At 40.1% G+C, this 15787-nt stretch carries 16 protein-coding genes; 6 read left to right on the top strand and 10 right to left on the bottom strand.

The genetic code is table 11. From position 1 onward, the window contains the following. The first annotated feature begins 13 nt into the window (after positions 1-13). The 3 genes from CA265_04770 to CA265_04760 are packed head-to-tail and all read left to right on the top strand — an operon-like array spanning position 14 to position 5380. Positions 14-3298 (top strand): acriflavin resistance protein, encoded by a 3285-nt coding sequence (locus CA265_04770; GenBank protein ARS39025.1) that lies wholly within the window; start codon positions 14-16, stop codon positions 3296-3298. A 13-nt stretch (positions 3299-3311) separates the two neighbouring features. After that, on the top strand, positions 3312-4412 hold the full coding sequence (locus CA265_04765; protein ARS39024.1) for an efflux transporter periplasmic adaptor subunit: 1101 nt from the start codon (positions 3312-3314) through the stop codon (positions 4410-4412). A gap of 26 nt (positions 4413-4438) precedes the next feature. After that, entirely contained in the window at positions 4439-5380 is a 942-nt protein-coding gene (locus CA265_04760) for an AraC family transcriptional regulator (protein ID ARS39023.1), read from the top strand. Between the two features lie 337 nt (positions 5381-5717). Here CA265_04760 and CA265_04755 read toward each other — a convergent pair whose 3' ends face one another. Continuing rightward, positions 5718-6311, bottom strand: coding sequence for a proline hydroxylase (locus CA265_04755; protein ARS39022.1), 594 nt, complete (start codon positions 6309-6311; stop codon positions 5718-5720). A gap of 106 nt (positions 6312-6417) precedes the next feature. On the opposite strand from CA265_04755, the gene CA265_04750 reads away from it, so the two are divergent. The 3 genes from CA265_04750 to CA265_04740 all read left to right on the top strand — a co-directional run bounded on the left by CA265_04750 (position 6418) and on the right by CA265_04740 (position 9097). Further along, positions 6418-7170, top strand: coding sequence for a hypothetical protein (locus CA265_04750; protein ARS39021.1), 753 nt, complete (start codon positions 6418-6420; stop codon positions 7168-7170). After that, on the top strand, positions 7170-8171 hold the full coding sequence (locus CA265_04745; protein ID ARS39020.1) for a hypothetical protein: 1002 nt from the start codon (positions 7170-7172) through the stop codon (positions 8169-8171). Before CA265_04750 ends, CA265_04745 begins: the two co-directional genes overlap by 1 nt. Positions 8172-8233: 62 nt before the next feature. Next, on the top strand, positions 8234-9097 hold the full coding sequence (locus tag CA265_04740) for a carboxymethylenebutenolidase (GenBank protein ARS39019.1): 864 nt from the start codon (positions 8234-8236) through the stop codon (positions 9095-9097). Between the two features lie 1253 nt (positions 9098-10350). On the opposite strand, the gene CA265_04735 is transcribed toward CA265_04740, so the two are convergent. The 9 genes from CA265_04735 to CA265_04695 form a co-directional block, all read right to left on the bottom strand. Then, positions 10351-11166, bottom strand: coding sequence for a hypothetical protein (locus tag CA265_04735; protein ARS39018.1), 816 nt, complete (start codon positions 11164-11166; stop codon positions 10351-10353). A 149-nt stretch (positions 11167-11315) separates the two neighbouring features. Then, positions 11316-12335, bottom strand: a complete 1020-nt coding sequence (locus CA265_04730) for an oxidoreductase (protein ARS39017.1) — start codon at positions 12333-12335, stop codon at positions 11316-11318. 7 nt (positions 12336-12342) lie between these two features. Continuing rightward, positions 12343-12774: an SIGNAL peptide protein gene (locus tag CA265_04725; GenBank protein ID ARS39016.1), complete on the bottom strand. Its 432-nt coding sequence runs from the start codon at positions 12772-12774 to the stop codon at positions 12343-12345. 99 nt (positions 12775-12873) lie between these two features. Further along, entirely contained in the window at positions 12874-13251 is a 378-nt protein-coding gene (locus CA265_04720; protein ARS39015.1) for a DoxX family protein, read from the bottom strand. Between the two features lie 259 nt (positions 13252-13510). Further along, positions 13511-13930: a VOC family protein gene (locus tag CA265_04715; GenBank protein ARS39014.1), complete on the bottom strand. Its 420-nt coding sequence runs from the start codon at positions 13928-13930 to the stop codon at positions 13511-13513. A gap of 26 nt (positions 13931-13956) precedes the next feature. Next, complete coding sequence (locus CA265_04710) at positions 13957-14328, bottom strand: hypothetical protein (GenBank protein ID ARS42889.1); 372 nt, start codon at positions 14326-14328, stop codon at positions 13957-13959. A 7-nt stretch (positions 14329-14335) separates the two neighbouring features. Then, positions 14336-14755 carry a hypothetical protein gene (locus CA265_04705; GenBank protein ID ARS39013.1) on the bottom strand — a complete coding sequence of 140 codons (420 nt, stop codon included), beginning with the start codon at positions 14753-14755 and terminating at the stop codon, positions 14336-14338. Positions 14756-14770: 15 nt separating this feature from the next. Next, positions 14771-15277, bottom strand: coding sequence for a hypothetical protein (locus tag CA265_04700; GenBank protein ARS39012.1), 507 nt, complete (start codon positions 15275-15277; stop codon positions 14771-14773). A 3-nt stretch (positions 15278-15280) separates the two neighbouring features. Beyond that, the gene (locus CA265_04695) at positions 15281-15775 is read right to left on the bottom strand and encodes a hypothetical protein (protein ID ARS39011.1); all 495 of its coding nucleotides are present in this window, start codon (positions 15773-15775) and stop codon (positions 15281-15283) included. Between the last annotated feature and the right edge of the window lie 12 nt (positions 15776-15787).

Here is a 15787-nt window from a genome sequence, read left to right as displayed (position 1 = left end):
TCTGGCTATATCAATGAATTTAATACGTTTCGCACTCCGCAAACCCATATCCATCTTAGTTTTAGTGGCTGGATTGTTCTTTTTCGGTATTGGGGCCATCAATCAGATCAAGGTTGATATCCTTCCGCAGATGAACCTTCCGGTAATTTATATTGCCCACCCTTTTGGCGGATATACCCCTGATCAAATGGAGGCTTATTTTGGTAAACAATATGTTAACATCCTGCTTTTTGCAAACGGTATTAAAAGTATCGAAACCAAAAATACGCAGGGTTTAATGTTAATGAAACTAACTTATTACGAAGGCACCAACATGGCGCAGGCCGCGGCAGAGCTAAGTGCGCTTTCTACCAGGGCGCAAGCCATTTTCCCGCCAGGTTCGCAACCGCCCTTCGTGATCCGTTTTGATGCTTCGTCGCTTCCGGTTGGGCAATTGGTATTAAGCAGCCCTATCCGCACCAACAACGAATTGCAGGATCTGGCCAACACCTATGTACGTCCTAGTTTTTCCGCTATACCGGGTTTGCTTTCTCCCGCCCCTTTTGGTGGTAGCCCAAGAACAATCGAAATTAATGTGAATCCTTCACTTTTGCGTTCGCATAACCTAACGGTAGACCAGGTGGTTGAGGCCATCAGACTGAATAACCAGACTGCGCCTTCAGGAAATGTGCGGATTGGCGATAAAAACTACATCACCCCCACCAATTATACCATTAAAAAGGTTAAAGATTTTGAAAATATTCCCTTATTTAAAGGCAGCGTGCAAAACTTACAACTCCGCGATGTGGCTACTATAAAAGATGGTGCCGATTTAGTAGCGGGTTATGCCCTAATTAATGGTAAACGCTCCGTGTATTTAAGTATCGCTAAATCTGGAGATGCCTCTACCTGGGATGTAGTTAAAAACTTAAAGAAAAACCTACCGAACATCCAAAATACCCTACCCGAAGATGTTAAACTTTCTTACGAGTTCGACCAATCTGTTTATGTAATCAACGCGGTAAAGAGTCTGATTAGTGAGGGGGCAATTGGTGCCATATTAACCGGACTAATGGTTTTACTTTTCCTGGGTGATAAACGTGCAGCATTGATCGTTATCCTCACCATTCCTACCTCTATTATTGCTGGTGTTTTGTTCCTGAAATTATTCGGACAAACGATCAATATTATGACCCTGAGCGGATTGGCTTTAGCCATTGGTATTCTGGTAGATGAATCGACCGTAACTATAGAAAACATCCACCAGCATTTTGATATGGGCAAACCGAAGGCACTGGCCATTTGGGATGCCTGTAAGGAAATCGCTTTCCCGAAACTATTGATCCTGTTCTGTATCCTCGCTGTATTTGCACCTGCCTTTACCATGACAGGGATACCAGGAGCACTATTCTTACCGCTGGCATTGGCAATCGGTTTTTCGATGGTGGTTTCATTTCTCTTATCGCAAACTTTTGTACCCATTATGGCCAACTGGCTGATGGTGGCACACCCGAAAAAAGGCAGTGAACATCACCCGGGTATTACACAGGATGAGGCTGATTTTGCTGCAACCGGAATTACATTGGAGTCGGAAAAAGATACTTTGAACCAGAAAAGGGTTTTAGTCGAGCGTGAAGATTTTAGTGGCAATGGCAAAATTGGTTTCTTCGATAAGTTCAGGAACCGTTTTATGCGTTTCCTCGACCGGATATTACCTTACCGAAAATCTGTTGTTTTGGTTTATTTGGTGGTTATTATCGGTTTGGCAGCGTTACTATTGGTTAATATAGGTCGCGATGTTTTGCCAAGAGTAAATTCGAGTCAGTTTCAGTTGCGCTTACGTGCACCCGATGGAACACGTTTAGAACGTACCGAAGAAAAAGCGAATGTGGTTTTAGCTGAATTGAAAAAAATGGTTGGCGAAGAGCATATGGGTATATCATCCGTGTATGTTGGTCAGCACCCTGCCCAGTTTTCAGTAAATCCAATCTATCAGTTTATGGCGGGTCCGCATGAGGCCGTTTTCCAGGTAAGTTTAAAAGACTTTGAAGAAGATATGGACGATTTTAAGGATCAGTTCAGGGAAAAAATCAAAAAAGTACTGCCTGATGTTAAACTTTCCTTCGAGCCGATTGAGCTAACCGATAAGGTATTGAGCCAGGGCTCTCCTACACCTGTTGAAGTGCGTATTGCAGGGAAAAACAAAAAACTGAATGAAAAGTATGCCAATAAAATCCTGGCGGAATTGAAGGAAATCCCATACATGAGGGATGTTCAGCTCGCGCAGCCCATTAAATATCCATCGTTAAATATCGATATCGACAGAACACGTGCGGCACAGATCGGGGTAGATATGGCTGATATTTCGAGATCATTAATTGCCTCAACTTCGTCATCCCGTTATACAGATAAAAATATCTGGCTGGATGAAAAAGCCGCTTTGCCTTACAGTGTTCAGGTTCAGGTACCACTTAATCAAATGACGAGTAAAGATGATATCGGAGAAATTCCTTTATTAAAAAATTCGGCACGACCGGTTTTGAGCGATGTGGCAAAAATCACGCCTGATACCACTGCAGGTGAAAATGATAACATTGGTGCTATGCCTTTCCTGTCGGTAACGGCCAATCTTTACCATACCGATCTGGGCTCAGCATCAAAAGATGTAGAAAAAGCCATTAAGGACGTTGGCGAACTGCCACGTGGATTAAATGTTACCGCTATAGGCTTAAGCAAAGTGCTGACTGATACTTTAGATAGTTTACAATCAGGTTTATTTGTAGCCATTGTGGTCATTTTCTTAATGCTGGCAGCCAATTTCCAGTCTTTTAAAGTACCATTGGTTATTTTAGCCACTGTACCCGCGGTTATTTTAGGCTCGCTGTTGTTATTAACGATTACCGGATCAACCTTAAACCTGCAATCGTATATGGGCATTATCATGTCGGTTGGGGTGTCTATCGCCAATGCGGTATTGCTCATCACCAATGCAGAGCAATTAAGAAAACACAACGGCAATGCGCTCGAATCGGCACGTGAAGCCGCTGCATTACGTTTACGCCCAATCATCATGACCAGTATCGCGATGATTGCGGGTATGTTACCCATGGCCATTGGTCATGGCGAGGGTGGTGGGGCCGTTTCACCACTGGGTAGAGCCGTTATTGGTGGTTTATTGGCCTCAACATTTGCCGTACTCATTATATTGCCACTGGTATTTGCATGGGTGCAGGGAAAACAGACTACCGATTCGATATCGCTTGATCCGGAAGACGAAGAAAGCATCCATTACATTAAAGGTTTACAAGAAAACGAATAAATCATCATCACAAATGAATACGAAGATATTTTCAACAGGATTATTAAGTACAGGGTTTTTAGTGCTAACGGCCATATATGGCTGTGGGCACTCTGAATCGAAAGTAACGCCCAGGAAAGAAAAAGAAGCAGCGATAGCTACCTTCGACCTCAAAAAAGAAAAGCTATCTACCAAACTAAGTTTACCGGGCGAATTAATTGCTTTGCAACAAGTAGATCTCTACGCCAAAGTAAGCAGCTTCGTAAAAACCTTAAAAGTCGACATCGGCTCTGAAGTAAGCAAAGGCCAGTTGTTAATGACTTTGGAAGCACCAGAAATGACTTCGCAGCTGGCGGCCACACAATCGAGGATAAAAGCACAGGAAGCCATTTATACGGCCAGCAAAGCCAATTATAACCGTTTGTACGAGACCAGTAAAACTCCTGGAACCATTTCTACCAATGATCTGGATCAGGCAATGGCCAAAAAAAACGCAGACCTGGCACAGCTCGAAGCGGCGAAAGCGGCTTACAAAGAAGTGGGTTCCGTTCAGGATTATTTAACCATCAGGGCGCCATTTAGCGGAATTATCTCGGCCAGAAATGTGAATTTAGGCGCTTATGTAGGTCCAACTGGTAAAGGATCTGATTTGCCTTTGTTTACTTTACAGGATCAGAAAAATTTGCGTTTGGCGGTTTCCATTCCTGAGGTTTATACCGGTTATTTGAAAGCTGGCGATGAAATTAGTTTCACGGTTAAATCATTACCAAGCCAAACTTTTAAAGCAAAAGTGAAACGTTTATCGGGTGCTTTAGATCTTCGCTTACGCTCCGAACGCATTGAAATGGATGTGCCGAATGTTGACAAGATTTTGTTACCGGGTATGGTTGCGGAAGTGAACATCCCGCTTCCGGCCAATGCCAGCACTTTTATCATATCTAAAAAAGCTTTACTGGATACCAGCGAAGGATTATTCGTGTTAAAAGTAGCCGACAACAAAGCGGTTAAAGTAGGGGTAAAAAAAGGTAGGGAAACCGATGACCAGGTCGAAATTTTTGGCGATTTAACAGAAGGTGACAAATTAGTGGCAGAACCAACCGAAGAAATGCACGAAGGAATGACGATTAAACCCTAACTTTACTTGTATTAAGCACTTAAAATATGTTATCAAAAAATCAAGAGCTTTCTACCCTTCAAAAAAAGGAAACATTAGAGGATTTTTATAATAAATTAAAAATCACGCGGCCAGAAATCCCTACGCCTAGCCTGGGGATGATTAATGATATCGGGCACTTTAATGTTTTTAACAGAACTACCGTGTGCAGCAATGTACCATCTGTTTTTAGCCGCAGAGATTTTTATAAAATTTCCTTGATCATTGGCAATGGCATTTTGCATTATCCTGATGCACAGATTGAAATTAAAGGACGGGCATTACTGTTTACCAACCCAAACATTCCATATTCCTGGGAAAGTACTTCGCCAAAACCTGCTGGTTTCTTCTGTTTATTTACCGAAAATTTTATCCATAACCGGAACGAAACCCTTCGCGATTCTTTATTGTGGCGAATTAACGATAATCCGGTAATCCACATTAGCGAAGAGCAGGAAGTAACCTTAAGGGATATCTTCATCAAGATGATGAAAGAGATGGATGGGGATTACATCCATAAATATGATCTGCTGAGAAATTATGTGCAGTTGATCGTTCACGAAGCACTAAAGGTTAAACCTCAGGATGTTGTTTTTAAACAGAATAATGCATCGGCACGCTTAACTGCATTGTTTATCGAATTATTGGAAAGGCAGTTCCCTATTGGTTCTACCGAGCATATTTTAGAGTTAAAAACGGCGCACGATTTTGCCTTCCGCTTGTTGGTGCATGTAAATCATTTAAACCATGCCGTAAAAGAAGTAACCGGCAAAACCACATCTGAGCATATTTCTAGAAGAATAGCAACCGAAGCGGTGGCCCTACTGAAACATACCGAATGGAATATCGCACAGATCGCTTATTGCCTGGGTTTCGAATATCCGGCAAATTTCAACATATTTTTTAAACGTCAGATGCATTGTACCCCAAAGGGTTTTCGTGCAAATTGATGATAATCTTATTAAACCTAGTCGTTTAAATAGTCGAAGCGCCAATCCTGAACCGAGGAAATGGCGCTTTTTTATTGTCAGATAGCTAAATGGCCCATCATCTCCGATCGTTTCGTCATTTCGAGGGGAGTGTAATGAAACCTGAAATCTATGGAGAGGGTCGTCACCCTGAACTTGTTTCAGGGTCTTATCACTAATGATTTTCAGAAATAGATGCTGAAACAAGTTCAGCAGGACGCACCTTTGAATAAGAATCCCTTGTATTTGCAATTCCTTTTTAATCTACCACCGCAACATGATCGCTTTTATCAGCATTCAATACCTATCCAACAGAGATTTATCCAATCTTTAACCAGCCTGTAATACTCATTCGTTGTTTATGGGTAAGCAACACTTCGTGTGCCAAATCAGAACTTTTAAAGAAAACACTTTTGCCGTTATTGGGTGGTATATCCTGTTCCTCATCAACATGATAAATGCGCAATTCTCCCCCATCTTCCATTTTCCAACCGGCATTTAAATACATAATCATCGAATATTGCCGGCTTCCGTTGTGCTGAAACTGATCGATATGTTTTTTATAAAATGTACCCGATTCGTAAAGTGTGTAATGAAACTCATAGCCGGTAATTCCCGTATAACAGGTTCGGTTTAAGTAGGCAACAAATTCGTCCATCAGGTCGAAGAAATCATTTTCGTACTGGTTTTCGTGTTTTCGATCCAGCCAGTAAATCACATCGCTCCTGATTAACTTATCCTGATTCACTACCACATCGTTACCCACACCAGCATTTAAAAGTTTTTTGTTTTCGAATAACCCGATCAGGTTATCTTTAAGGTGTGCCGCCAGTGAAACACTTAAAAAGTTCTCGGCTATCCCTACTTTATCCTCGATAAAACTATCAATAAGGCAATCAAATATTTTCTCCAACAGATTAAATTAATCTTAAAACAGCTCGCCTAAGGGCGGTAAGGTAGTCTTAATTAATGGCTAATCTTAAAACTAATTGTTAAATTGCCTACAAAAGTCAAATCTTATGAAATATCTATTTACGCTCTTACTATCAATTTGTTCCTGTGCCTTGATTTTTGCCCAGGACACGTCAAAATCCGTTCAAAAAAAAGTAATTAAAGTATCTACCTCAATAGCACATAGCAAACTCGATACCAACAGAGTTGTATACGATGAAACGGGGAAAGCACTCCGCTATTATCAATATAGCAAGGTGATGAATACGGGAGAATATTCGATTAACTATGACGGAAATCCATCTCTGCCAACCACTAAAGCCTTTTTAAAGAAAATCTCTCAGGAAGAACAATTCAAAAGGTATGAAATGATAAAAGAATTCATGAAAATCAATAATTCTGCTATCGCTGAGGGCAAAACACTGGATGTTTCTCCCTTAACTGCATTTTATGAAAAAGAAAGGCTCGAAAATAAAGCCATTGTTTTGGTATTCTGGTACGCAAACTGCCCTCCATGTACAGAAGACTTTGCAGATATTGGTACCTTTATGAAGCAAGTAGATAACACAAAGGATTTATTAGTGCTGGCAATTACCACTGATGAGCAGAAAATTGCTGCAGCTAAACTAAAAGAAAAACCTTTGTTATATGCAGAATTAATTAGTTCGGGGCGCGCCATTGCCGATGCCTATCAAATAAAAAGTTATCCATCGTATATTGTCACCGATAAAAACCATGTTATAAGGTATGCCATTGCCGGTAGTTCTCAAATTACCATTCCCGGATTAAAAAATGCTATAAAAGCTGTTTTACAACAATAATGAACATTTTCCCAGCCCAATATTCCACTTTATCAGCCGCGGCTTTAAAGGATTATTTAATTACAGCATATCAGTTAAATCCGTCTACAACATGCCGGTTACTCATCCGAAATGTAAGTGATACTTATATTCTGGAAAATCCGCAACAGAAATATATCTTCAAAATTTACCGCGATGCACACCGGAAACGCAACGAAATCGAAGCTGAAGTAGAATTGCTCAACATTTTAAAAGCAAATGGAAATTCGGTTTCCTGGCCAGTTACAGATGTGGAAGGAAAACAGATCCAACAGCTTAATGCCATAGAGGGTGTTAGAAACGGCGTGTTGTTTTCTTTTGCTGAAGGAAAAGTGATTTTAGACCTGGAAGATACACAGCTCATCCAATTGGGGCAAGACATGGCCAAACTGCATCAAACTACTGCTTCGTTAAAACTCGGGAACCCACGACCTGTATTCAGTTTCGAAACCACTTTATTTGAACCCTTAAAAGATCTCGAACCTCATCTTTCAGAAATGAAGGAAGAATATGAATATTTGCGCAACATTTCAGAAAAAGTAGTTAAAAAGTTCGAAGCATTCGATACTTCAAAATTCAGTTATGGTTATTGTCACTATGATTTCTTTCCTAAAAATTTCCATTTTGATGAGCAGGGAAAAATTACCTTCTTCGACTTCGATTTTGCAGGCGAAGGTTATCTGATTAACGATTTAATGTCGTTCCTTAACCACTATTTCTTTCATCAGCTCAATAACCTGATTACAAAAGAACAGGCAGAAAAGGATTTTAATACCTTTTTAAATGCTTACCAACAGGTGCGCCCCTTAACTGATGATGAATTAAAAGCCATCCCTTACCTGGGCATTACCTTTCATATTTTCTTTTTGAAATTCTTTTATGATAATTACGATGATTGGTCGAATGCTTTTTTAAGCCCCCGATATACAAAACACCGTGTAACGCTGATTAAAAAATGGGAAGAAATGTATTGTAACTTTTAGGCAATGCTACCTTAAATCTCGACATCCTTGTTTATCTTGTATGGTAATTCAAAATCAATAAGATGGATCAGAAAATAATTAACCTGTATGATGAGTATACCCACAGTCAGGTAAGCAGAAAAGATTTTATGAGAAAGCTGGCTATCCTGGCGGGCAGCACTGCACTGGCCATGACTATTTTGCCGATGCTGGAGAATAATTATGCGGCCGCGGCAGATTTTACCAGCGATGATATCGAAGTTGAAAACATTACCTATACAGGTGTTGATGGTGAAATGAAAGCTGTACTGGCTAAACCAAAAGGCAAAAAGAATTTGGGTTGCGTACTGGTTATTCATGAAAACAGAGGTCTGAATCCACATATTATTGATGTTACTAAACGTGTAGCCGCCGAAGGTTTCCTAGCCCTTGGTGTTGATGCGCTCTCGCCGCTTGGCGGAACCCCTGCAGACGAAGATAAGGGGCGCGAACTGATCGGGAAATTAGATCCTGAAAAGAACTTACAGAATTATTTAAAAGGCCTGGATTATTTACGCAAAAGAAAAGACGGAAACGGTAAAGTTGGCTGTGTTGGCTTTTGCTGGGGCGGTGGAATGGCCAATAAATTAGCGGTTAACGACCCTAAACTGCAGGCCGCTGTTGCTTATTATGGCGCACAGGCCAATGTAGCAGATGTTCCGAAGATTAAAGCCAGTTTAATGTTACATTACGGAGGTTTGGATGAACGCATCAATGCCGGAATTCCAGCTTATGAGCAGGCTTTAAAAGAGAATAAAATTGATTATAAAGTTTACATCTACGATGGGGTAAACCATGCTTTTAACAACAATACCTCACCCACCAGATACAATGAAGCAGCTGCAAAACTGGCCTGGAGCAGAACAATTGATCTGTTTAAACAAAAACTGGCCGTGTTAACGAGGTAATAAATTAAATTCGCCATGTCCGTCCGTCATTTCGAGTGGAGTGCAGCGGAATGGAGAAATCTGTTAAAGATGCAATTAAACCAAATTTAAAAGGCTTCGCCAAAAAGCGTGGAGGCAAGTCATCTTCCGCTATGCAATAACAATTGCTCTATTTTGGAAACGTACGTTCAGTGTTTCATAGATGCTGTAGCCCCGCCATCGCTTATAGTCCTCACTGCGTTGCGGGCTATTCCGCTCTGTCGGGTTTATTAACAGAGGCAGGTAGAATAATACCCTAATCGTACCACTAATGCCGCCCCTTAAACCCGATTGCAATGTAAAGCCCACAGCGAGGCACGAGCGAGGACTTGGAATAAAAAGCGGGACTGCCAACACCGAAAAGTGCTGTAACTGCTTTCACCAAAAAAACTAACCTTGCATAAAGACTTAATAAGATTGCTTCCAAAAAGCCGAGGCAAGTCATCGTCCGATATGCAATAACAATTGCTCTATTTTGGAAACGTACGTTCAGTGTTTCATAGATGCTGTAGCCCCGCCATCGCTTATAGTCCTCACTGCGTTGCGGGCTATTCCGCTCTGTCGGGTTTATTAACAGAGGCAGGTAGAATAATACCCTAATCGTACCACTAATGCCGCCCCTTAAACCCGATTGCAATGTAAAGCCCACAGCGAGGCACGAGCGAGGACTTGGAATAAAAAGCGGGACTGCCAACACCGAAAAGTGCTGTAACTGCTTTCACCAAAAAAACTAACCTTGCATAAAGACTTAATAAGATTGCTTCCAAAAAGCCGAGGCAAGTCATCGTCCGATATGCAATAACAATTGCTCTATTTTGGAAACGTACGTTCGGTGTTTCATAGGTGCTGTAGCCCCGCCATCGCTTATAGTCCTCACTGCGTTGCGGGCTATCCGCTCTGTCGGGTTTATTTAACAGTGGCAGGTAGAATAATACCCTAATCGTACCACTAACGCGGCCCTTTAAACCCGATTGCAATGTAAAGCCCACAGCGAGGCACGAGCGAGGACTTGAAATAAAAAGCGGGACTGCCAACACCGAAAAGTGCTGTAACTGCTTTCCAAAAAAAAAACAACTAACCTTGCGCTACAAAATTGCTTCCTGGAAAAGCCGAGGCAAGTCATCGTCCGATATGCAATAACAATTGCTCTATTTCGGCATGATATTTCTTAGCTGCCCTTAGGTGTCTCAGGTGGTAAAAAAGTGCCAAAATAAATCCCCCTTCAACATATCCGATTAAAATTTATCCAATACTTTTTCAGCATCGCCCGAAATGATGATATCGCTTTTATGTTTTTTAGGATAGTTAAACAATAAGGATGTTAATACGGGTATAATGAAAATTGCCACTGTAAAAACAGACACAAAAAGATCGGTTCTTTCACTTTCAATAACACGGGCAACAGGCGAATCTTTATAGAAATGTGTTACTAAGGATGAAGTAAGTTTAATTCCTAAAACAGCAATTACGATGAATGCTATCGTTTCTAAAAAGGTAAATTTCTCCATCAGTTTAACAAATGCCTGTGCTACAAAACGCATAGCCAAAATCCCGATAAAAACACCAATATAGATTAACCAGATATGATCGGTAAAAGCCACAGCAGCAAAAACATTATCGATAGAAAAAGCCAGATCCATTACCTCTACTAAAGCAACAGTTGCCCAAAAATTCCCCATTAAGCCAACAGTAGATTTATAAATCCAGCTTTTGCTTTTGTCTACTTCCTCTTCTTCTTCCTTGCCTTTATTGTTCTTTTTTCTACAATAATCGAAAGCCAGGTACAACAGGTATAAACCGCCAAGTGGTTTCAACCACCAGATTTTAACTAGCCATGCAGCCAGGAACAAACAGATCCCTCTAAAAACATATGCGCCAATAATACCATATTTTAAAGCTTTTTCTCTTTGCGATTTTGGCAAATCCATTACCATAGTAGCCAAAACAGCAGCATTATCAACCGAAAGCAAACTTTCGATCACAATTAAATTTAAAATAATGAGTAATCCGGCCTGTATATCATCACCTAAAATCGTGTGCAAAAAATCCATTGACGGCGTGTGTGTTAATTAAAGTATTAGTTGGGCAGCAAAGAAACAAAATTTATCAGTCCAAAATGCTTCAATCTTTTTTATTAGTTAAATCGTCTTTCAGATTAGCTACTTTATCAATAAAACCTTTACCTTACAGGTCTGAAATTTTATTTGCTGATCTCCAGTTGGTAAATATTACCTTTTTCTCCAGCCAGCACAATCTGTTTTCCTTTCTTCGCTTTTTGAATCGCATTAAAGCTTTTATCGGAAATGTGTTTCCAGTTCTGACCACCATCTGTAGAAATATCTGTTCCTGAGGTACCCGTAGCGATTAAAGTTTTAGCATTAATATAGGTTACGCCTGATCGGAAGCCTAAAACCGGCGTAGCTGGCTTTTGCCATGTTTTCCCCCCATCGCTTGTTAAAAGAATATTATTCGAATTTTCTTTATCTTTTACGTAGTTACCCCCAACTGTTACACCTGTTTTTTCATTAAAAAAATCTATTGAAAAAGGACCGGTACTCCCCTCGCCCTGTAAAATCGGGCATTTAAATACTTGCCAGGTTTGGCCATAATCGGGCGAAAAGTAAATGTTAGATACGGTTCCGCCTGATGCAATCCAGGTTTTGCCACCAGGTAATGTTTTAATGGTTGTACCACTGGCCGCAAAACTGGCTTCGCCTTTGCTTAAGTTAGTTTTGAGGTTTGCAGAAATATCCTGCCAGCTTTTACCGGCATCTACAGTTTTAAGCAACTGCATTTTATCATTTATGGGATCGCCAAAAATGAGTCCTTTATTTTTATCCCAGAAACTTAGCCCATCCAAAAATATGGCCGAATCTACATTTTTATAGCTTTCTGTCCAGGTTTCGCCACCATCTGTGGTTTTCAAAACATATGCAGGAGAGGCAATACCCACAATAATGGCCTGCTTATCGTCGAAAGCTTCGATATCCCTGAAATCGATTTTCTCGTACCCTTTTGGTTTTAACCATTTCCAGGTTATACCACCATCAGTAGTTTTTCCTACCGATCCATTACTACCACTTACCCAGGTAACCTGGTCTGATACCACACTTAACCCACGTAAACTGGTTTTGGTATTTTCATTCAATGGTTTAATGGAATACGATTGCGCAGCGCAAAAAAAAGGTGCCACTAAAAGGCACCATAAAATTCTCTTCATTTATAAATTATTTTACTCGTCTAAAAGTCTCTGACCGGCCTAAAAGAGAAATACCAACATAACCACGAACGTTTAACACATCGTTACTTTTTAAAGACAGGTTACAGCTGTAGGTTTTACCGCTTTTCGGATCGTAAATCGTTCCATCCGTCCACTTACCATCATCGTAAACAAAATCTTTCAGTATTTCCAGATTCAATAAAGCGCGCTTCTGTAACTTTTCGTCAGGGTTTTTCGCATCTAATTTAGGTTTACCATTTAAATTCGGCTCCTTCATCCAGGCTAATTTTCCATAATACTTATCGCCTTTTTTATAGATTTCTATTTGCCCTTCTCCTGAAGGATTAAGCCATTTGCCCACAATAGCATCTTTGTTCTGCGCAAATGCAGAAAACGATACCGCAACAAAAAGCAACATTAAAAATGGTAACTTCCTCATATTTTTTATTTCTAGTTAGTTTTTAAAGATAATAATTACACCTTATATCAAAACACTAAATAAAGAGAAAAAGTATGAGAATGTTAAAAACTATAAAATTTACTTCGAAACGATTGGTAAATACTTAGCCCGGTAAGCATAAAACAAGAATAAATTAAACAGGAGCATCACTGCAACCATCGGCAAATCTTTCGGACCTAAAAATGCATGGTAAAGAAAAATATTTAAGGTAACCGGGAAAATTACCAGCGCAGCTAAAGGTGCTGTACGGCCAATAAGCAATAGTATACCTCCCACCAGTTCGGTTATTTTAATCAATGGAAAAAGATACACGGAGGCCATCAAGCCAGTCATAAAACTCGTTTGTGCCGCGGTCATTTCCGGAGCTTTCGGCATTATATTAAGAAAATAGCTCACAGAAGCAAAAAGATACATGGCGGCTAAAAGCACGCGTACAATAATAACTGCAATTTTCATAGTGGTTTTAATTTTGGGTTTCTATATTTAAAAATAATAAAAGTTACTTATAGTTCAATAGTCATTGGGCATTGGTTATTAGTTCATTAGTCAATAGTTCATTGGTTATTAGTTCATTGGTCATTAGTTCATTGGTCAATAGCCAAAGTTTATCAACCATGAGCCATTAACCATTAGCCACCAATCCAAAACTACAGACTCATGACTCAGGACTCATGACTCCGGACTCAGGACTCCCCCCCCGTTCCCTCACTTCCGACTATTTATTATAATCGTAATTCACCATCCATTGAATACCAAATTTATCGGTAGCCATACCAAAAAGCGCGCCCCAGAACATTTTTTCTAAAGCCATTGTTACTGTTCCACCTGCTGATAGGCTGTTAAAAAGGGTGTGTGCCTCTTCTTCGCTTCCCGCATCAACTGATAGTGAGATTCCGGTACCGAAAGTAGATGCAGGCATTGGGTCGGTAATATCGGTCCCCATCAGTATGTTGCCGCCAATCGGCAAAGCGACATGCATAATTTTGTTCTGATCGCCTACCTCCATGCCTTCGCATCCCGGCGAATCTTTAAAGCGTTGCAGTACAAGAAAATCGCCTCCGAAAACAGATTTATAAAAGTTAAATGCTTCTTCGGTGTTACCGTTAAAATTTAAATAGGTGTTAAGTGTAGCCATTGTTTTGTTGTTTTTTCCCGGGATGGTTAATTATTATTTGTTTCGATTAGTTTAATCCAGTTATTTACAAACTGCTCCAGCGCAACCTGTTTCTCTTCAATATCAATCATGCTGTAAAACCTTGCCTCTCGCCTATCTTTCCAATTGCCCTGCAATAGCGATGAATCTTCGATCATTTTTCCATCGTAAAAAATAAAAATGATCTGTACATATCCATTTGCCCGAAGGTTAAAAGCAGCCAGATCTTTTATATAATAAAAGCTTGGTGAATTCCATTTAATCCTTTCCTGCAGTTTAGGATTTGCATTCAGGATGATATGCCGTAACCGCTCGATTTCCTGCTTAAAAGGATGCTCAAGTTTTTCCATGTAATCATTAACCTGATCTGCTTTCGGCATCTGCTCCTTACTCCTCATGTGCAAGTTTCGTTAATTTAATGTCCATCCATGGCACCCAGTTTTTACCATCAAACTGTTCCCATGTTCCTTCAATGGTATTGGCTTTGAAATTTCCTTTAAATCTTTCCGTATCGGCAAATATTAAAATGATATCATCGTAAATTTTAAGGGTTGATATGGCAATATTACCTTCACTATCGAACGATTGCGACCTAAAAACATCTTCCATATCATCATAATGTGTAATTTCTAATGAGCGGATCTTTTTATCACCGAACATCACATCTACCTGGTGTGTTAAGAAAAAACCGCCGTCAACCCACTCATAGGTATCTGTTCCGGTAATGACATCACCCGATTTTGTTAAACCTTCTGTTTTCCATTTACCGATATAGGGATTTAGCAGATTAAGCCTGTTGTTTCTCATAAATTTAGTTAAAAATCAATTGCTATCCAGCTCGTTGTAAATATTTTTTAATTGGTGTACGTGTCGTTGTGTATGATAAATTACAAAATAAACCGCCTCTAAACGGGTTAGAAAACCATAACCGGGCAACTCAAAGGCGCTGCAGGTTTTAGTTAAATCCAGTCCTGCTATAGCAGTTGAAATCCCATCCCTGATCTGTTTCAAACTTTCTAATAATGCATACTGATGATAGGTTTTATCTTCAGGATAAATCTCTTCAGGTGAATTGAACTTAACATTGAAATTCAAAAAATCATTTCTAATCTGCGCTACCATCAAATCGGCTGGCTTATCTGTTTCGGTTACCGGACCATTTATCACTTCCAGAAAACCCGAATTCGACAAAATCATATGTTCGGCCAATTGGCCTGCCGTCCAGCTTCCTTCAAAAGGTACCACATTAATTTGCGCGGTATCAAATTTTGATAACGTATTTTCTAATGCCGACAAAGTTTCGTTAGCTTCTTTTATTATCTTTTCCATAACTTACATGTAATTCATTCCAGGGTATCCCAATAACCTCCGCCATAAGGCAATCTGTCCGATACAGTTCGCTTCGCGGTAGCTGCTAAAACTGATCATTTCAAACAATGTTATTTCCATTCCGGGGATACTGAGTTTCTCTTCCAGTTTCTCATCGGTAGCCTGGGTTAAAGCTTCCTGCAGCTTTGGCGAAATTGCTGTCCAGTCTTTTATCAAATCTGCTAACGATGGATAAGTGGCATCATCAATAATGCCTTTATTGTTTTCAAAAAGTTCGTCGGTTATAGAGGGGAGATCGATTCCAAATGATTTAGCTAAAAAATAGCGCCCATGTACCACACTCCCTGTAATCCATGCAATATGGTTTGCTTTAGTATCTAATCTTTTTTGGGCATCCTTTTGGTCTATGCCATCCAAAGCCCTCAATAAAAAATCTGTCTGCATTTCGTAAAGCACAATAAAGCCGTACATTCTGCTACTCGTTGGTGTGGTTTTCATATCGTTATTGGT

Source organism: Sphingobacteriaceae bacterium GW460-11-11-14-LB5, from assembly GCA_002151545.1.
Classification (GTDB): domain Bacteria; phylum Bacteroidota; class Bacteroidia; order Sphingobacteriales; family Sphingobacteriaceae; genus Pedobacter.
The sequence above is the reverse complement of the archived record's forward strand: the minus strand, read 5'-3'. Positions and strand labels throughout refer to the sequence as shown.